This window comes from Gordonia sp. BP-119 (assembly GCF_016924115.1).
GTDB classification, from domain to species: domain Bacteria; phylum Actinomycetota; class Actinomycetes; order Mycobacteriales; family Mycobacteriaceae; genus Gordonia; species Gordonia hongkongensis.
On sequence record NZ_JAFFZF010000022.1, the window covers coordinates 47,802 to 66,391 of the forward strand.

At 66.2% G+C, this 18,590-nt stretch carries 21 protein-coding genes; 15 read left to right on the forward strand and 6 right to left on the reverse strand.

Annotation, left to right across the window (positions count from 1 at the left end; genetic code table 11):
• Window positions 1-25 precede the first annotated feature (25 nt).
• From JW364_RS13995 to JW364_RS14020, 6 genes are all read right to left on the reverse strand, one after another.
• Window positions 26-1,669, reverse strand: a complete 1,644-nt coding sequence (locus JW364_RS13995; protein WP_065629647.1) for an NCS1 family nucleobase:cation symporter-1 — start codon at window positions 1,667-1,669, stop codon at window positions 26-28.
• Between the two features lie 123 nt (window positions 1,670-1,792).
• On the reverse strand, window positions 1,793-2,485 hold the full coding sequence (locus tag JW364_RS14000; RefSeq protein ID WP_065629646.1) for a GntR family transcriptional regulator: 693 nt from the start codon (window positions 2,483-2,485) through the stop codon (window positions 1,793-1,795).
• 8 nt (window positions 2,486-2,493) lie between these two features.
• Window positions 2,494-4,407, reverse strand: coding sequence for a S9 family peptidase (locus JW364_RS14005; RefSeq protein WP_205333717.1), 1,914 nt, complete (start codon window positions 4,405-4,407; stop codon window positions 2,494-2,496).
• Window positions 4,404-6,203, reverse strand: coding sequence for an N-acetylglutaminylglutamine amidotransferase (locus JW364_RS14010; protein ID WP_205333718.1), 1,800 nt, complete (start codon window positions 6,201-6,203; stop codon window positions 4,404-4,406). The genes JW364_RS14005 and JW364_RS14010 overlap by 4 nt, the downstream gene beginning before the upstream one ends.
• Before the next feature lie 165 nt (window positions 6,204-6,368).
• On the reverse strand, window positions 6,369-7,340 hold the full coding sequence (locus JW364_RS14015) for a sulfotransferase domain-containing protein (RefSeq protein WP_205334523.1): 972 nt from the start codon (window positions 7,338-7,340) through the stop codon (window positions 6,369-6,371).
• A 172-nt stretch (window positions 7,341-7,512) separates the two neighbouring features.
• A complete protein-coding gene (locus JW364_RS14020) occupies window positions 7,513-7,989 on the reverse strand; it encodes a hotdog fold domain-containing protein (RefSeq protein ID WP_205333720.1) in 477 nt (158 codons plus the stop codon).
• A 406-nt stretch (window positions 7,990-8,395) separates the two neighbouring features.
• Here JW364_RS14020 and rpsJ point away from each other — a divergent pair, with 406 nt between their 5' ends.
• From rpsJ to JW364_RS14095, 15 genes are all read left to right on the forward strand, one after another.
• Window positions 8,396-8,701 carry a 30S ribosomal protein S10 gene (rpsJ, locus tag JW364_RS14025; protein ID WP_003938093.1) on the forward strand — a complete coding sequence of 102 codons (306 nt, stop codon included), beginning with the start codon at window positions 8,396-8,398 and terminating at the stop codon, window positions 8,699-8,701.
• Between the two features lie 19 nt (window positions 8,702-8,720).
• Window positions 8,721-9,377, forward strand: a complete 657-nt coding sequence (gene rplC / locus JW364_RS14030) for a 50S ribosomal protein L3 (RefSeq protein WP_058252343.1) — start codon at window positions 8,721-8,723, stop codon at window positions 9,375-9,377.
• The gene (gene rplD / locus JW364_RS14035; RefSeq protein ID WP_205333721.1) at window positions 9,374-10,063 is read left to right on the forward strand and encodes a 50S ribosomal protein L4; all 690 of its coding nucleotides are present in this window, start codon (window positions 9,374-9,376) and stop codon (window positions 10,061-10,063) included. The genes rplC and rplD overlap by 4 nt, the downstream gene beginning before the upstream one ends.
• Window position 10,064: 1 nt before the next feature.
• The gene (rplW, locus tag JW364_RS14040) at window positions 10,065-10,370 is read left to right on the forward strand and encodes a 50S ribosomal protein L23 (protein ID WP_058252341.1); all 306 of its coding nucleotides are present in this window, start codon (window positions 10,065-10,067) and stop codon (window positions 10,368-10,370) included.
• A gap of 30 nt (window positions 10,371-10,400) precedes the next feature.
• Complete coding sequence (rplB, locus tag JW364_RS14045) at window positions 10,401-11,237, forward strand: 50S ribosomal protein L2 (protein WP_004020552.1); 837 nt, start codon at window positions 10,401-10,403, stop codon at window positions 11,235-11,237.
• Window positions 11,238-11,254: 17 nt separating this feature from the next.
• A complete protein-coding gene (gene rpsS / locus JW364_RS14050) occupies window positions 11,255-11,536 on the forward strand; it encodes a 30S ribosomal protein S19 (RefSeq protein WP_004020551.1) in 282 nt (93 codons plus the stop codon).
• A complete protein-coding gene (gene rplV, locus JW364_RS14055) occupies window positions 11,536-11,946 on the forward strand; it encodes a 50S ribosomal protein L22 (protein WP_205333722.1) in 411 nt (136 codons plus the stop codon). Before rpsS ends, rplV begins: the two co-directional genes overlap by 1 nt.
• Window positions 11,947-11,948: 2 nt before the next feature.
• The gene (rpsC, locus tag JW364_RS14060) at window positions 11,949-12,755 is read left to right on the forward strand and encodes a 30S ribosomal protein S3 (RefSeq protein ID WP_004020549.1); all 807 of its coding nucleotides are present in this window, start codon (window positions 11,949-11,951) and stop codon (window positions 12,753-12,755) included.
• Window positions 12,756-12,758: 3 nt separating this feature from the next.
• Complete coding sequence (rplP, locus tag JW364_RS14065) at window positions 12,759-13,175, forward strand: 50S ribosomal protein L16 (protein WP_004020548.1); 417 nt, start codon at window positions 12,759-12,761, stop codon at window positions 13,173-13,175.
• Window positions 13,175-13,408, forward strand: coding sequence for a 50S ribosomal protein L29 (rpmC, locus tag JW364_RS14070; RefSeq protein WP_004020547.1), 234 nt, complete (start codon window positions 13,175-13,177; stop codon window positions 13,406-13,408). Before rplP ends, rpmC begins: the two co-directional genes overlap by 1 nt.
• Entirely contained in the window at window positions 13,405-13,695 is a 291-nt protein-coding gene (rpsQ, locus tag JW364_RS14075; protein WP_058252339.1) for a 30S ribosomal protein S17, read from the forward strand. The genes rpmC and rpsQ overlap by 4 nt, the downstream gene beginning before the upstream one ends.
• Before the next feature lie 122 nt (window positions 13,696-13,817).
• Entirely contained in the window at window positions 13,818-15,107 is a 1,290-nt protein-coding gene (locus tag JW364_RS14080; RefSeq protein WP_205333723.1) for a sensor histidine kinase, read from the forward strand.
• Window positions 15,104-16,213 carry a hypothetical protein gene (locus tag JW364_RS14085; protein WP_307814787.1) on the forward strand — a complete coding sequence of 370 codons (1,110 nt, stop codon included), beginning with the start codon at window positions 15,104-15,106 and terminating at the stop codon, window positions 16,211-16,213. Before JW364_RS14080 ends, JW364_RS14085 begins: the two co-directional genes overlap by 4 nt.
• A 32-nt stretch (window positions 16,214-16,245) precedes the next feature.
• Window positions 16,246-17,484, forward strand: a complete 1,239-nt coding sequence (locus tag JW364_RS14090) for an ATP-binding protein (protein ID WP_307814788.1) — start codon at window positions 16,246-16,248, stop codon at window positions 17,482-17,484.
• Window positions 17,474-18,586, forward strand: a complete 1,113-nt coding sequence (locus JW364_RS14095; protein WP_307814789.1) for a hypothetical protein — start codon at window positions 17,474-17,476, stop codon at window positions 18,584-18,586. Before JW364_RS14090 ends, JW364_RS14095 begins: the two co-directional genes overlap by 11 nt.
• The last annotated feature ends 4 nt before the right edge of the window (window positions 18,587-18,590 follow it).

Consider the following 18,590-nt stretch of genomic DNA (forward strand, 5'->3'; position numbering starts at 1 on the left):
CGCGCGGCCCGTGGTTCACCGCCCGTCAGTTCCGGGTGCTGCCCCCGGGCACGGTGGACGCGGCTTCTGTGGTCGGCGTTCCCGCGGTCTCGGGCTCCGCCGACATCACTTCGATGTCAGCGGTCATGCGAGCGAGCGCCGCGGGTCCGTAGATCAGGCGGGTCGGCACGAACTTCATCCCGAGCCAGTAGAGGAGCATGCCCATGCCCGCGCCGATGAACCACGTGAAGCTGGCCTGATACACGGTGCCGAAGATGACGACACCGATCGGGAGGATCGACGCGATGGCGGTGGCGCCGACGGCAACCGGGTTCCAGCCGTTGCGGTACCAGTAGGCGCCCTCGGGCCTCATGGTGAAGAGCTCGTCCACCTCGATCTTCTGCTTCTTGACGAGGTAGAAATCGGCGATCAGGATGCCGAACAGCGGACCGATGACCGCGCCGAGGGTGTCCATCGTGTAGTGGATCGCGGTCGGATTGTTGAAGAGGTTCCACGGCGTGATGAGCACCGAGCCGACCGCCGCGATCATGCCGCCGGTTCGCCAGCTGATCTTGGTGGGCGCGACATTCGAGAAGTCGAACGCCGGCGAGACGAAGTTCGCGACGATGTTGATCCCGATCGTGGCGATGGCGAAGGTGAGCACGCCCAGCACCGCGGCGGTCGTGTTGTCGATGCGATCGACGATGTGCACCGGATCGGTGATGATGTTGCCGTCCTCGTCGGTGCCGATGACCGTGACCGCCGCGGAGACCGTGCACACCACGAGGAGTGAGAAGAAGAGGAAGTTGACCGGCAGGCCCCAGAAGTTGCCCTTCTTGACCTCGCCGAAAGTGCGCCCGTACCGCGAGAAGTCACCGAAGTTGAGCATCGGACCGGAGAAATAGGAGATCACGAGTGCGATCGCGCTGATCATCATCGTGAACGACGACCATCCCGAGAGTCCGTCGCCGACCGACAGGTCGAGACTGACGTTGTCCCAACCGGCCTCGACGACCAGGTAGGCCGCCAGCGCGATCATGACGACATACACTGCGGGACCGCAGAAGTCGATGAACTTCCGGATGGTCTCCATCCCGTTCCAGAACACGAACGCCTGCAGGATCCACATCAGGATGAAACCCGCCCAGCCGAGCGCGGACAAGCCGAGGAAACCATGCTGTTCGACATCGCCCCAGGGCTCGAGTCCGGGCCAGAACTTCAGCGCCAGGAGGCCGAAAGCGACTGAGGCGAGGTAGGTCTGGATGCCGTACCAGACGACCGCGATCACGCCGCGGATGATGGCCGGGATGTTGGCGCCCTTGACGCCGAAGGAGACCCGGGTCGTCACCGGGTAGGGGACGCCCGCCATCTGGGAGGGCTTCGCGACCAGATTGCACAGGATGTTGACGGCCACGATGCCCACCACGAGCGCCACCAGCACCTGCCAGGCCGCGATGCCCAGCGCGAAGAGGCTGCCCGCGAACACGTAGCCGCCGACGCTGTGCACGTCGGACATCCAGAAGGCGAAGATGTTGTACCACGTCCACTTCTGTTCCTTCAGTGGCGCGAGATCGGTGTTGGTGAGCCGATCGTCGTAGGTGGACTTGATGACGCTCTCACCGGCGGCGCCGGTGTGGGACGTGGCCGCGGGTACCTGCGGTCCGGGCGTCCCGGAGGGTGGTGTGGACATTGGCGTTCTCCTGGTCCTGGTCAGCGGCCGGGGTCGGAAGTCATACGGGGCGCACGCTGATGGGAGAAATGTAAGAACGGATTGTTACCCCGCGATGAACGGGCAGATATATTTCGCCGGGGCTCAGTCGTGGCGGACGTCGAGGAGTGCGGCGGTCTCGATGACGGCGCTCTCGAGGCGCTGGTGGTGACGGTGTGCGACGTCGAGGACCGATGCGGTGTCTCGGTCGCCGAACGCCGCGAGCAGGTCGGCGTGGTCGTTGTTGAGTGCCTGCTGGGTCTCGGCGGTCACCGATCTCATCACCTGGAACGGCTCGGTGAGATTCCAGGTCGCCTCGAACATGTTGAGCAGGCGCGGCATCGCGCACGGCTCGGTGAGAGCGCGATGGAACTCGCGGGAGATGTCGTGAAAAGCCTTGCCGTCGTTGTACTTCACCGCCGTGAGCAGCTCGATGTGGCGTGCGCGTGCGGTCTCCAGCGAGGACTCGTCGATCAGGCCGACCGACCGGGCGAGTGCTGCTTGTTCGAGAGTGCCTCGGACGAAGTAGATCTCGCGTAGCTCCTCGGTGGACAGCTGACTCACCCGGTACCCCGCTCCGGGGCGGTGCACCACCAGGCCTTCGCCGACCAGTGTCTTCAGGGCTTCGCGGACCGGGATCGGACTCACGTCGAAGGCGTCGGCGATCTCGCCCGGCGGGAGTTGGGTCCCCGGGGGCGCGCCACCGGACAGGATCAGTCGACGTAGTTCCTCGAGCACATTCGCACGTGTGTTGGGCGAACGCGTCTCGGCGAGCTGGGCGAGCAGGCGGTCGGTCATCCGCCTGTTCATCGAGATGACCGGGTCCGGGACGGGTGACGCGCGATCCAGTCGGCGACCGCCTCGGTGAGCCGATGTTGATTGTGCCGCTTGACGATCTCGTGACCCTCGTCGTCGAACATCAGCATCTCGGCCACGGCGCCGCGTGCCTGGAGTTCGGCGACGATCTGTTGCGACTCGCTCACCGGCACGTTGGTGTCGTGCGCTCCGTGGACGACGAGCAGCGGCGCGCGTACCGCGTCGATCCGGTGGATCGGCGACAGGTCGGCGAGGAGTTCACGGTCGAACTCGGGATGTCCGTACTTGGTGTAGGCCGCCACCGCGATCCACGGTTCGGTGTTGCGGAAGAACGACTCCAGGTCGCTCATGCCGCAGATGGCGATCCCGGCGGCGAACAGGTCGGGATGGAAGGTCAGGCATGCCAGGGTCAGATATCCGCCGTATGAGCGGCCGGAGCAGTAGACCGCGTCGGGGTCGGCAATGCCCTGTCGACACAGGAACTCGGCACAGTCCGCGGCGTCGTCGATCCCGGCATACCGTCCGTATCGGTCGTCGGCGTGCGAGAACAACCGGCCGTATCCCGACGACCCGCGGACGTTCGCGGCGAAGACCGTGATCCCGGCGTCGACGAGGGGACCGAACAGGAACTGGTAGTCCGGGCGCGACTGTCCCTCCGGTCCGCCGTGGAAGTAGAGCAGGGTGGGGCCGGGCACGGCCGTGCCGGCGGCTCGCTTGGCGCGGAATAGGAGGCCGGACAACGGCATACCGTCGCGCGCCGAGAACTCCATCAGTTCGGGCCGGAGCAGACACGAGGGACCCTCGCCGGCGACGACGTCGTCGCGGACCGGGAACACGTGCCGGTTGGCGACATCCACGAGATGGACGAGGGGGGAGTGCTGCGGGCTCGACACCGTCACTGTCACCACCGACCCGGCGGCACTGATCGAGAGATCGGAGGCCACCTCGCCGGGCAGGTCGATGGGCGGGTGCAGGGTCTGATCGGGCAGAGTCAGGATCTGCAACTCGCTGCAGCCCCGCACATTCCACAGCAGGGCGACGGTCGACTGGTCGTGGCTGACCGCGAACTCGTCGAGCCCGATGTCGACGCGCTGGGCCATCACCCGGAAGCGCACGCCGAACTTGCTGACCTCGACTCCCAGGAGCCGCGGGAACTTGGCGTCGAAATCGCTGCGCACCAGCGCCTGGACACTGTCGAGGTCGCGGGCCGGTTCGTTCGGGGCGGGGACGAACACCAGGGATGAGTGATCGAAACCCTGGTCGAGGAGATAACCCTGGTCGGTGATCGCGCCCGGATCCTGCGGCAGCAGCGGGGTCATCGTGATCTCGTCGTCACCCGACTCGGGGCGGCGGCGCAACAGCAGCATGTCGTGATAGCCCCGCGGGCCCACTCGGACGAGGGTGGCGCCCTTCCACGAGTCGATCAGCACGCTGCCGACGCGCTGATCGAGGGTGAGTGTCGTCCCGGTCCCCGGATGCACGCGGAGCGCGTGGGAGGTGCCGTCCTGATCGATGGCGGTGATCAGGACCCAGTCGGTGTCCCAGCCGACCAGGCCCACCGTGCCGAACGATCGCCCGTCGGGGCGGGTCGCGGCGATGCGATGGGCGGTGTCGTCGTCGGGATCGGTGGTGACGACCCACACCTGGTGATGCTCACCGCCGCTCGGCGCGATCTCGACCGCCAGCCAGCGACCGTCGGTGGAGTGCACCACCTTTCGGACGGGCCCGGTGGATCGTAGCTGCACCCAGCGCAACTCGCCGACGCCGTCCCGCGAGAGCGACCGCTGCGCGGCCCGCGGATAACCGGTGCCCTCGTCGACGATGTAGGCGAAGGCGCTCCCGTCGGGAGAGAGCGAGGCGCCGTAGGTCTTCCAGCCGCGGTCGTCGAAACGCAGAGCGGTCACCGTCGGGCGTTCGCTTCCATCGTCTGCAACCACATCTCCAGCACGGCGACCTGCCACAGTTCGTTGCCGTCGAGTCTCGTGCGAATCCCGTTCGGATCGGCGAACAGTCGGTCGAGGGCCTCGGGACGGTACAGGCCGCGATCGCGGGCCGCCTTCGACCGTAGGGTGTCCGACACGAGATCGAGGACGCCGCCGGTCAGATGGCGGATACCCGGCACCGGAAAGTACCCCTTCGTGCGATCGATGACTGCCGACGGCAGCAACGCCCGGCTCGCCTCCTTGAGGACGCCCTTGCCGCCATGTGCGAGTTTGAGATCGGGGGGACACGTGGCGGCCAGTTCGACGAACTCGTGGTCGAGGAACGGGACGCGGGCCTCCAGGCCCCAGGCCATCGTCATGGTGTCGACGCGTTTGACCGGGTCGTCGACGAGCATGACGGTCGTGTCCAGGCGGAGGGCGGCGTCGACGGCGGTGGCCGCGCCCGGTGCGGACTGGTGGGCCCAGGCGAACTCGAAGCTCGGGTCGTACCCGGCCTCGGTGAGGTAGTCGTCTGCGAGGATGCCGCGGATGTCGACATCGTCGCGGTCGAAGAACACGTCGGCGTACGCGCGCGTCGTCTTCTCCCGGGTCACGTCCAGCAGCGGGGGATACCAGCTGTACCCGCCGAGGATCTCGTCGGCGCCCTGACCGGACTGGACCACCTTGATGGACTTGCTGACCTCCTGCGACAGGAGATAGAACGCGACGCAGTCGTGGCTGACCATCGGTTCGCCCATCGCCGCGACCGTATCCGGGATCGCGGGCAGCAACCGGTCGGTCCCGATGTGGATCTTGTGATGGTCGGTACCGAAGGTGTCGGCGATGAGGTCGGAGTAGGCGTACTCGTCCCCCGATTCCCCGGCCGCGGAATCGAATCCGATGCTGAAGGTCGCGAGGTCGGTCTGACCCTGCTCGGCGAGCAGCGCGACCACCAGCGAGGAGTCGACGCCCCCGGACAGCAGCACGCCGACCGGGACGTCGGCGACCATGCGCCGGCGCACGGACGTCCGCAGCGAGTCGAGCAGCTCGTGCTGCCATCGCTTCTCGTCCCAGTCCCGGCGGTCGGGATGCGGTTCGAAAACCGGTTCCCAGTAACGGCGTTCGGTGCGGCGTCCGTCGGGCTGGATCGTCATGACGGTGGCCGGCGGCAGCTTCCGGATGCCGTTGTAGATGGTGTGGGGTGCCGGGACGACGGCATGGAAGCTGAAGTAGTGGTGCAACGCCACCCGGTCGATCGAGGTGTCGACGTCGCCGGCGCGCAGGAGCGCCTGCACCGACGAGGCGAACCGGAGTCGACCGGGGGTGTCGGCGAGGTAGAGCGGTTTGATGCCGAGCCGGTCCCGTCCGAGGGTGACCACGCCGGTGTCGGTGTCGACGACGGCGAACGCGAACATGCCCAAGAAGTGGTCGACGCAGTCGGGGCCCCAGGCATGGAACGCCTTGAGGATGACCTCGCTGTCGGCGTGGGAGAAGAACGTGTAGCCCTTGCCCTCGAGTTCGGCGCGCAGTTCGTGGTGGTTGTAGATGCAGCCGTTGAAGACCAACGCCAGGCCGAGTGCCGGGTCGATCATCGGCTGACTGCCCTTCTCGGTCAGGTCGATGATCTTCAGACGCCGATGACCCAGCGCCACAGCGCCTTTCGAGAAGACGCCCGAGCCGTCAGGGCCGCGACGTGTCATCTCGCAGGTCATGGCGTCGACGGCCGAGACATCCGGAGCCGTCCCGTCGAACCGGATCTCGCCGCAGATTCCGCACATGGGTCGGTGGTCCTCCTCGTTCGCTGTCGTACTCCGGTGCCGTGCTGTACCCGGATCAACCCATACTGCCGCAACCGCACCCCTGGCCGCCGAGTCCGACGGGTTTCACTATGTGAGAGGAAGGATCGATGTCGTCTGTGCGTTATCGCTCCGATCGGCAAGCAGTCACCTCACGGATTCGTGGCTGTCCCAGCCGAGATCCCGGTCGAGCAGGGAGGAGAGCCGCTCGTTCCATGGGCGGTAGAACTGGTGCAGTCGTCTCCGCGCGGACTCGTCTTGAGGCGGGGTCGATACGGGGTTCTGGTTTACGATGGGGTGAGGTGCGGGCGCCTCGGGCGCGAGACCGAGGAATTCATGAATTCCGCAGATGGTCGCATTCGTGTCCCGGAAAAAATCCTCGGACAGCACGACGTGTACATTTTCGCGCCCGAATGTGTCCATCCACAGTGCCAGCGATGTGACATAGATTCCCGACTGGAGAAGCGGAAAGCCACATAACGACGGGGCTGGAGTCGCGGGGAACAGCTTCAGGCAGAAATCGATGTACTCCGCGTAACTGGCATATTCGGGTCGGTGCCTCGCCGCCTTGCCGCCGACCAGGAAATCCCACTTGTAATGCGAATATGCGCGATCTGTGGGATTACGAAGCATCACAATGATTTTTGCATCGGGGTTCGCCGCGTGGAAATTACGAATGAGGTCGACTTTGTGCATCCACGGATTGAAGTAACCCGAGAGTGCCTGTCCGGTGCGGTCGACAACGGCGTTCTTCTCGGCCACGGTCGGGTAGTGCGGCAGCCAGTCGGCGACTCGAGTTGTGTGGATTTCTTTGCTCAACGGCGGCAACATGCTCGGGTGCTGGAACAAGTAGGTGGACAGGTCGCTCGTGCCACTCTTCAAGGCGCCTACACAGGCAAAATCGGGCAATGTTCGCTTACCGTGCATTCCTCGCAGTTTCACCCGCCACTTCGGAGTCATGCCGCAGTAATGCGACAGGAACTGGAAGCGCAGCGATTTCGCGACATCTCCGAGAACATCCGAAGGCGTTGTCCGCTCGCGAAGCTTCGCCATTCTAAGGTGTTCGATGATGTCGTACGACTCGCTGAAAGGATCTACCGTTCCGCCGCCTTGCGCCATGAATTGAACCTCTGCCTCGTCGACCTTTAACACGGATGCGTACGACTCGAGACAGTGGTTGCCGTCATGGAAATCCGTCCCGTAGCGATAGGTGAGTATCGCACCTTCTATACTCATGTATGTGCGATTCGTCTATCGTTCGCCCGGCTCATATTCGCAGTAGGTCTGCCGGTCAGGCCCGTGTCACCCAGGTGGTGATGTCGCAGTGCACGACCTCGACCCCCTCGGTGTCGACGATGCTCACCGACACGGTGACGTCGGTGCCGGTGGTGATCGCGTCGAAGTCGACGGGGTCGGCCAGTCGCGCCTCGGCGGTCAGGCGTGTCGTGGCTTTCGTCAGATAGCTGGTCTGCATCGCCTTGGGAATCCAACGGTGGGTCGTGGGCGTGGTGGCCTCCATCAGCATCCCCATCGCGGCCTCGGCGAGGTTGCACGCCGCGATCGCGTGGAAGGTGCCGATGTGGTTGTGGACGCCGAACCAGTTGGGTGCGGTGACCTTGCAGTAGCCGGGCTCCATCTCCTGCACCAGAGGCAGGACGGTGCCGAAGTACGGGACCTTCGCGACCATGCCGAGAGAGAAGAGGACGTTGCCCAGCGGATTGGCGGGCAGCTTCTTGCGCAGGGCGAAGGTGGGGTTCGTGGAACTCATGGCGGTATCTTACTCATCGGTCAGGTAAGGTTCCTGCCTACGGCCACCGGCGCTGATTTGATCGTGCTCCCGACCTGATGCATACTGTTCGGGTTGCCTTGACCGGCGGACGCAGGTTGTGCCATGTGCCAGACCCGCGGTCGCGATCAGGTGAATGACTCCCAGGCCCGGTCTACGGGGACTGGGCGTGTAACGCGTGCGCCGATATCGGTTCACGGTCCCGACACGCCCGACCGCGGGTGCCGGAGCAAACCGGCTCGTACCAGGTGCGAGCCAACGTACAACGACAGATGAACAGCGTCGATTGCCGTATCTCACACGGTGGTCATGTGCTCAGCCGGCGAGAGGTCGGTCCAGATCACGCGGTGTTTGTCTGTCGAGAACAACTGACGGAAGAGGACACAGCGTGGCGGGACAAAAGATCCGCATCAGGCTCAAGGCCTACGACCACGAGGCGATCGACGCTTCGGCGCGCAAGATCGTGGAGACCGTGACCCGTACCGGGGCACGCGTCGTCGGCCCGGTGCCATTGCCCACCGAGAAGAACGTGTACTGCGTCATCCGTTCGCCGCACAAGTACAAGGACAGCCGCGAACACTTCGAGATGCGTACCCACAAGCGACTCATCGACATCCTCGACCCGACACCGAAGACGGTCGACGCGCTCATGCGCATCGACCTGCCGGCCAGCGTCGACGTCAACATCCAGTAGGACGGGGGCGAGATAACACATGAGCAATCAGAGTTCGACCAAGGGCATCCTGGGCACCAAGCTCGGCATGACCCAGGTCTTCGACGAGAACAACCGCGTCGTCCCGGTGACTGTCATCCAGGCCGGCCCGAACGTGATCACCCAGCTCCGCACCGCGGACCGTGACGGCTACACCGCCGTCCAGCTCGCCTACGGCGCCGTCGATCCCCGCAAGGTGACCAAGCCGGTCGCCGGCCAGTTCGGCAAGGCCGGGGTCACCCCGCGCCGCCACCTGGCCGAGATCCGCGTTAACGACGTCGCCGAGTTCGAGGTCGGTCAGGAACTGACCGCCGAGATCTTCGCCGACGGCGCGCTGGTCGACGTCACCGGCACCTCCAAGGGCAAGGGCTTCGCCGGCGTCATGAAGCGTCACGGCTTCGCCGGTCTGGGCGCCAGCCACGGTGCCCACCGCGTGCACCGCGCTCCGGGCTCGATCGGTGGCTGCGCCACCCCGGGTCGCGTGTTCAAGGGCATGCGCATGGCAGGCCGCATGGGTAACGACAAGGTGACCACGCAGAACCTCACCGTCCACAAGGTGGACGCCGAGGCCGGTCTCCTGCTGATCAAGGGAGCGATCCCGGGCCGCAAGGGCGGCATCGTGATGGTTCGCGACGCAGTGAAGGGTGGTGCCAAATGAGCACCGAGACGGCTACCAAGCTGACGCTGGACGTCAAGACCGCCGACGGCAAGACCAACGGAACCGTTGACCTGCCCGCCGCGCTCTTCGACGCCCCGGCCAACATCGCGCTGATGCACCAGGTCGTCGTGGCCCAGCAGGCCGCGGCACGCCAGGGCACGCACTCCACCAAGACCCGCGGCGAGGTCCGCGGCGGTGGCGCCAAGCCGTACCGCCAGAAGGGCACCGGCCGTGCGCGTCAGGGTTCGACCCGCGCGCCGCAGTTCGCCGGCGGTGGCACCGTCCACGGCCCGCAGCCGCGCGACTACAGCCAGCGCACCCCCAAGAAGATGAAGGCGGCCGCACTGCGCGGTGCGCTGAGCGACCGCGCTCGTAACGAGCGCATCCACGTGATCACCGAACTGGTCTCCGGGCAGAAGCCCTCGACCAAGTCGGCGCGTCAGTTCCTGGAGAGCCTCTCCGATCGTCGTAAGTTCCTGGTCGTGCTCGGCCGCGAGGACCTGACGGCGTGGCTGAGTGTCGCGAACCTGCAGAACGTGCTGCCGATCGTTCCGGACCAGCTCAACACCTACGACGTCCTGGATTCGGACGAGGTGGTGTTCAGCGTCGAGACGCTCAATGCCTTCATCGAGCAGAACACGGCGGATGCCAAGGCTGCCGTCGAGAAGACAGCAGAGGAGGCCTGACATGGCGACCGTTGCCGACCCGCGCGACATCATCCTGGCGCCCGTGATCTCGGAGAAGTCCTACGGGCTCATGGAGGACAACGTGTACACCTTCCTGGTGCACCCGGAGTCCAACAAGACCGAGATCAAGATCGCGATCGAGAAGATCTTCGGTGTCAGCGTTGCCAGCGTCAACACCGCGAACCGACAGGGCAAGCGCAAGCGGACCCGCACCGGCTACGGCCAGCGCAAGTCCACCAAGCGCGCCATCGTGTCGCTGACCGCAGACAGCAAGCCCATCGAGATCTTCGGGGGCTCGGTCAGCTGACCGGGGCGCCCAGAGAAGGACTAGAGACTCATGGCTATTCGTAAGTACAAGCCGACGACCCCGGGTCGTCGTGGGGCCAGCGGCTCCGACTTCGCCGAGGTCACCCGTGACCACCCGGAGAAGTCGCTGGTGCGTCCGCTGCACGGGCGTGGTGGCCGAAACGCTCACGGCCGCATCACCACTCGTCACAAGGGTGGCGGTCACAAGCGCGCCTACCGTCTGATCGACTTCCGTCGCAACGACAAGGACGGCATCAACGCCAAGGTCGCTCACATCGAGTACGACCCGAACCGCACCGCGCGGATCGCGTTGCTGCACTACGTCGACGGCGAGAAGCGCTACATCATCGCGCCCAAGGGCCTGAAGCAGGGTGACGTCGTCGAGAGCGGCTCGACCGCCGACATCAAGCCCGGCAACAACCTGCCGCTGCGCAACATCCCGACCGGTACCCAGGTCCACGCCGTGGAGCTGCGTCCGGGTGGCGGCGCGAAGATGGCCCGCAGCGCGGGATCGTCGATCCAGCTGCTGGGCAAGGAAGGCACCTACGCCACCCTGCGTATGCCCTCCGGCGAGATCCGTCGCGTCGACGTGCGCTGCCGCGCCACCGTCGGCGAGGTGGGCAACGCCGAGCAGAGCAACATCAACTGGGGCAAGGCCGGCCGTATGCGCTGGAAGGGCAAGCGCCCGACCGTCCGTGGTGTCGTCATGAACCCGGTCGACCACCCGCACGGTGGTGGTGAGGGCAAGACCTCCGGTGGTCGCCACCCGGTCAGCCCGTGGGGCAAGCCCGAGGGCCGTACCCGCAAGAACAAGGCCAGCGACAAGCTGATCGTCCGCCGCCGTCGTACCGGCAAGAACAAGCGATAACAGGAGGAGGTAAGAGAATGCCACGCAGCCTCAAGAAGGGCCCGTTCGTCGACGACCACCTCCTGAAGAAGGTGGATGTCCAGAACGAGAAGGGCACCAAGCAGGTCATCAAGACCTGGTCCCGTCGTTCGACCATCATTCCCGACTTCATCGGTCACACCTTTGCCGTCCACGACGGCCGCAAGCACGTGCCGGTGTTCATCTCGGATTCGATGGTCGGGCACAAGCTGGGCGAGTTCGCCCCCACCCGTACCTTCAAGGGTCACATCAAGGATGACCGGAAAGCGAAGCGCCGGTAATGACTACGCAGACCGATAATCCGACAGCAAAGGCGACCGCCAAGTTCGTGCGCGTCGCGCCGATGAAGGCTCGTCGTGTCCTGGACCTGGTCCGCGGCAAGAACGTGGACGAGGCTCTCGACATCCTGCGGTTCGCACCGCAGTCGGCGTCCGAGCCCGTGTACAAGGTCCTGGCAAGTGCCGTCGCCAACGCGGAGAACAACCTGGATCTGGATCGCCGGACCCTGGTCGTCGCCACCGCGTTCGCCGACGAGGGCCCGACCCTCAAGCGCTTCCAGCCGCGCGCGCAGGGTCGTGCGTTCCGTATCCGCAAGCGCACCAGCCACATCACCGTGGTCGTGGAGAGCCTGCCGGAGAAGGCAGCCGGCGGCCGTGGCCGTTCGCGTCAGCCGAAGAAGAAGGGAGCCTAGTAGTGGGCCAGAAAATCAACCCGCACGGCTTCCGTCTGGGCATCACCACCGACTGGAAGTCGCGGTGGTACGCCGACAAGCAGTACGCGGACTACGTCAAAGAGGATGTCGCCATCCGCAAGCTCCTCTCCACGGGGCTCGAGCGGGCCGGCATCGCGAAGGTGGAGATCGAACGCACCCGTGACCGGGTTCGCGTCGACATCCACACCGCGCGTCCGGGCATCGTCATCGGTCGCCGTGGCGCCGAGGCCGATCGCATCCGCGGCGACCTGGAGAAGCTGACCGGCAAGCAGGTCCAGCTGAACATCCTCGAGGTCAAGAACGCCGAGTCCGAGGCCCAGCTGGTGGCCCAGGGCGTCGCCGAGCAGCTGAGCAACCGTGTGGCCTTCCGCCGCGCGATGCGCAAGGCGATCCAGTCGGCGATGCGTCAGCCGAACGTGAAGGGCATCCGGGTCCAGTGCTCGGGTCGTCTGGGCGGCGCAGAGATGAGCCGCAGTGAGTTCTACCGCGAGGGTCGCGTGCCGCTGCACACGCTGCGCGCCGACATCGACTACGGACTCTACGAAGCCAAGACCACCTTCGGCCGGATCGGCGTGAAGGTGTGGATCTACAAGGGCGACATCGTCGGTGGACGTCGTGAGCTGGCCGCGGCCGCTCCGGCAGCCGAGGATCGCCGTCCGCGCCGGCCCAGCCGGCCCCGGCGTAGCGGTGCCTCGGGCACCACTGCGACGAGCACCGACGCCGCTCGCGCGGCCGAGGCCGCTCCCGCCGAGGCCACCGCTGGTGCGGCTGAGAAGCAGGAGGGCTAGGCCATGTTGATCCCACGTCGGGTCAAGCACCGCAAGCAGCACCACCCCAGCCTCAAGGGGCAGGCCAAGGGCGGCACCAAGGTGACGTTCGGCGATTACGGCATCCAGGCTCTGGAAGGCGCGTACATCACCAACCGTCAGATCGAGTCCGCTCGTATCGCGATCAACCGGCACATCAAGCGTGGCGGCAAGGTCTGGATCAACATCTTCCCGGACCGCCCGCTGACCAAGAAGCCGGCCGAGACCCGCATGGGTTCGGGTAAGGGTTCGCCCGAGTGGTGGGTCGCCCCGGTCAAGCCGGGTCGCGTGCTGTTCGAGATGACCTACCCGAATGAGGAGATCGCTCGCGAGGCCCTGCGTCGCGCGCAGCACAAGCTCCCCATCAAGACCAGGATCGTGACCAGAGAGGAGCAGTTCTGATGGCACTCGGAGTTGCTGCGAACGAGCTTCGTGAGCTCAACGACGCTGATCTGGTCGATCGCCTGAAAGAGTCGAAGGAAGAACTGTTCAACCTTCGGTTCCAGATGGCCACCGGCCAGCTCGACAACAACCGTCGCCTGCGGACCGTGCGTCGCGAGATCGCGCGTATCTACACCGTGATGCGCGAACGGGAGCTGGGCCTGGCGTCCGGACCGGATGGTGATGACGCATGAGTGAGGACCAGAAGGTGACCGAAACCCAGACCGAGGTGCGCGCACGCCGCAAGGAGCGCATCGGCTACGTGGTCAGCGACAAGATGCAGAAGACCATCGTGGTCGAGCTGGAAGATCGTAAGAGCCACCCGCTCTACGGCAAGATCATCCGGACCACGAGCAAGGTCAAGGCCCACGACGAGAACGGCGATGCCGGCGTCGGTGACCGCGTGCGGATCATGGAGACCCGCCCGCTGTCGGCGACCAAGCACTGGCGTCTCGTCGAGGTGCTGGAGAAGGCCAAGTAAGCCCTCTCCAACGAGTTCTACCGTCACCGGCCCGTTCCCCAAAGGGAGCGGGCCGGTTTCGTCGTATTTGGTCTCAACAGGGGATTGACCGGTCGAGCCGGACGGTGTGAGGCTGAGACGCGATGCCCACCACCGATCTCGCGAGCGGCGACACCCCCGCACGACCCGCGTGGGTGCGGCGCGCATTCGAATCGGGTTCGGCGGAGCCGGATCTGGACCGCGTCCGCCGGGTGGGCGCTCGCTTCCTGGGCCTGGGTTTCATCGGGTACCCCGTGGTCTCGGCGGCGTCGATCCTCGCCTCGGCGCCGCTGACCGACGCCTGGTGGCCACCGCTGAGCATCCTGCTGTCGGTCGGACCAGGAATCCTGGTGATCGCGGCGACCTTTCGACCGGGCACGGCGTGGCTCACCCCGCTCGCCCTGACGACCTGGGCCGGGTACATCCTCGGCCTGGGTCTGTGGTTCGTGGCCTGGAACGGGACGACCCTGACGAATCCCGACGACTCGGCGCAGTGGATGGTCGCCTTCTGCGGTATGCCGAGCATGGTGCTGATGCTCGTGCGGCCGCGTCTCGCAGTGGCGGGTCTGCTCGTGTCGTCGACCCTCGCGCATATCTCCCAGCAGCTCGGCCGATTCGGTGAGGTGACTTCCGATGCGCCCGTGGAGATCCTGTGGTCGCTGGTGTTCACCGGTGTCTTCCTCGCGGTCGTGCTGGTCGCGACGCGCACCGGGCGCGAGCTCGACGAGACGCGTGAGGAGACCTACCGCACCGCGGCCAACGTGGCCGCCGCTTCGGCCCGCGAGGTGGAGAAGGCGCGCTTCGACGCCATCGTGCACGACCGGGTCATCGCCTCGCTCCTCGCGGTCCGGCCGGGGCGCCCCGATGAGAGGCTCGCGGCACAGGCCGCGTCGGCCCTCGAGGAGCTCGCCCGGGTGCCGGGACCCGGCGATGCGGACACCATTCCGGATGTCGAGGTGGTCCGACGCATCCGCTCGGCCGCCGCCGACATCTCCGAACGCTTCGACGTGGCGGTCGTGGGTGACGAGAACACTGATGACCAAGACCCCGTTGACCAGGACGGCGTGGACGGTCCAGGTCCGGAACCGGCCTCGTATCCCGTCGAGGTCCTCGACGCGGTCGTCGAGGCGATGTCGGAGGCGTTGCGGAACGTGCTGCGCCACGCCGGGGACGACGCCGAATGTGCCGTCATCGTGCAGTTGGCGCCCGACGCATTGAGCATGGCGGTCGTCGACAACGGCGTCGGGTTCGATCCCGAGTCGGTGGCGGTCGGCCGACTGGGAATAGCCGTGAGCATCCGCGGTCGCCTCGCGAGACTGCCCGGCGGTCACGCGCGGGTGCACAGTCGCGCAGGTCGGGGGACCACGGTGCAGATCCTGTGGGAGCGGCCGTGAGACGCGAATGTGCCCGCGGCATCGAGAACGCCGAACGCGGCGAGGTCGTCAACGCATTCGGTATCGGGTCGCGACCCCTGTGGCTGATGATGGGCGTCTTCGCATGCGGTTATTTCGCCGTGACGCTGTACGCCGACTCGGCCATCACGGGGTGGTGGCAGTGGATCGGACTGTTCGCCGGATTCGTGCTGTTCGTCGTCGCCGGGATGACGATCCTCGATTCCCCCGGGGATCCGCTGCCCGGGTCGACGACCTCCGTCATCGCCGCGATGACTGTCTCGGCCGTGGCCGTGACGCTGTTCTCGTTGCCGTCGCCGCCGTCGCACGTGATGCAGACCGGGCCGCCGATGGGGGCATCGGTGATCATCCTGGCCTTCGTCGCGGTGCGCGGTCGTCCCCTGGCGGCGTGGCTCGCGAGCGGTTGCATCAGCGTCATCGCGGGCGTGTGGGGCGCCGTCTCGACTGCGGGAGCGGTCTGGGGACTGTCGATCACCCTGCCGGGATACGCGATCATGATCATGGGGTCGCTGTTCTCCGTCATGCTGCGCCCGATGGCCCGCAACATCTACGAACTACGCGAGGCCAACGAACGCCAGGCGGCGCTCGACGCCGCCGCCGCTGCGGCCACCGAGGTGCGGGACCGACGTCTCGCCGCTCTCGACGAACGCGCACGCCCCGTCCTCACACGCATGGCGCGCCGCGAGACCTTCACCGCCGACGAGGTGGCCACGGCCCGGCTGCTCGAGGCGCAGTTACGCGACGGCATCCGTGCCTCCGGGCTCGACCTCCCGATGGTCCGGGACGCGGCGTGGCGGGCGCGTCAGCGGGGTGTGCGCGTCGTTCTGCTCGACGACGGCGGGTTGGCCACGCTCAACGACGCGCACGCGACCATGGCGCGTGCTCAACTCGCCGTCGCGGTCGAGGACGTGCTCGACGGGACCGACGGCGGACGGGTGACCGTGCGCATCCAACCACCCGGCCGCGACGCACTGGCGACCGTCGGGGTCGACGCAGGTGACACTGTCTCGCTGATCGCGTTCGGTGTCGATCCGTTGGCCGGTGACCCGGAGACCGAGGCGAGCACGACCGCCACACGGGCGACGTGATGCGGGCGGTCGGAGATGCGGTCGCGCACCGCGTGAGTGTTGGAGGGACGGCCGTCGCCGAACTCCGCCATCGAGCATCCATGCTCCGGCAGGGTATGGGGGGAGGCCGACGCGAGGACGACTCGGACCTCGCCCGGCAACAGCGGATCGGCTGCCGTTTCGTCGGTTGCGGATTGCTTCTGTTCTGCCTGTTGATGGTTCCGGTGGCGATCCGGCATGCCGAGATCACCGATCCGTGGTGGACTGCGGTCAGCTTCGGGCTCGTGGCCACGCCGGCTGTTTTTGTTGTGGTCTCCACCTTGTTGCCGATTCCGAGACACCTCGACGGCTTGGTCATCGCCTGCGCATGCGGGTACCTTGTCGCGACATCGTTGTGGTTTCCGGCATGGCGGGGCGAGCCCGACGACGATGCGCGGTGGGCGGTGTGGATGCTGCAGTTTCCGTCGGTTCCGAGTTTTGCACTCGTGATCATGTCGAGAACGCGGTGGGCATTGGCCGCCCTGGTGGTGAACACGTTCCTGGTCCACATCGCCAACCAGATCGCGCGGTACGGAGAGGTCAGACCGCTCGAGTTGCTGAGTGCTCCGCTGTCGATCGCCCTGGCCGGTGTATTCCTGTCCGTGGCGTTCGCCACGGTGCGTAACGTACGCTCTCTCGACGATCGGCATCCCGAACTCCTGAGGTCGGCTGCCGCAACGGCTGCAGACACTGCGCAGGAGGCCGAACGCGCGCGGTTCGCAGCATTGATCCACGACCGGGTGATCGCGACCCTGCTCGCGGTGCAAGCAGGGCCGCCGGACCCGAGACTGGCGGCACAGGCAAGATCAGCTTTGGAGGAACTCGACAGGAGCAGGGGCACACCGACGCTGCTCGACGCGGAGGGCTTCGCGGCGCGTATCCGAGCCGCGGCCCTGGCGACCAGCGAAGCAGTGCGTTGTTATCTCGTGGCGTCCGGCGAGTGGCGGTACTCCACCGAGATCGTCGACGTGATGGCCGACTGCGTCGGTGAGGCGACACGGAACTGGTACCGACACGCTGGCGCGGGCTCGCGGTGCGAGGTGGACGGCTATTTCGACGCCGAGCATGTTCGGGTCATCGTGGCCGATGACGGGGCCGGATTCGATCCGTCGGCCGTCGATCCGCATCGCTTCGGTATCGCCGGCGGGATACATGCCCGGATGACGCGGTTGACGGGAGGCGCGGCAACGGTGAGCAGCGCACCCGGTCTCGGGACCGTCGTGACGCTGGATTGGCGACATCGTGAGAACTGACTTTCCCTCGCCGGAATTCGCCGGGCTCGACGACCTCGACCGGACTGCGGTCAACCTGTTCGGGCTGGGATCCCCGGTGTTGATGAGGGCCCTGCTGTTTTATGGCTGTGTCCACCTCGCCGTCACCGTGGCCGCGTGCTGGAACGTCCGCGCACCGGCCACCTGGTTCGCACTCGTCGCCGGATTCGTCATGTTCGTCGGTGCGGCGGCCGCCCTCATGCGGTTCTCGGGGTCGGAGTTGCCACGACGGCGAGCATGGGCCGTCACCGCGGCGACGGTGGCGGGCTTCGGTGTCTCGCTGGCAAGCCTGCCGCAGGCAACCTACATGACCCTCCAGACGACGCCGGCGACTTCGGCACTGACCATCCTTGTCGTCATGGTCGTGTTGTACGGACATCCGGTGATCGCCTGGATTGGTGCGGCATCCGGAACCGCCTTCGCGGCGGCAGCCGGTGCGATGACCGGCGTCGGGTTCGGAGTGCTCGTGGGTAACACCGTGTTCTGCTACCCGGTTCTGATGATCGCGACCCTCTTCGCGCTGATGGCGACGCCGATGCCCGAGCGAATCCGGCGCATACGAGCAGACATCTTCGCGCGCGCCGCGGCCGAGGCCGCGACCCGCGCCGCGGTCGGGGAACGTGATCGGCAGATGGCCCGACTCGATGCGCGGGCCCGTCCGATTCTCCGACGAATCGCTGACGGCTGCGAATTCACGCCCGCGGAAGTGGGGGAGACCCGTTTGACCGAAGCTCAGATGAGGGACATCATCCGGGCGCCCGCCTGGGACTGCGCCGAAGTGAGAGAGGCTGTGTGGACAGCGCGTCGGCAGGGAGCGTCCGTGCGTCTTTTGGACGACGGTGTCTCACGCGAGGGCAACGCTGTCATCCGGCGCGCGAGAGCAATGCTCGTCGACGAGCTCGCGGCCCTGAACGGCGATGCGGCTGAACTGACAGCGCGAATTCTACCGCCCGGCAGACCGCTGGTCGCCTCGATCGTGGCGCAGGGCGTTGTGGGTTTCCGGAAGATCGAGTTTTACCACGATGGTGCAACCGTCAAGGTCGACGATCCGGATCCTGGGCTGATGGCGACCCAGGACACCTGAGGGC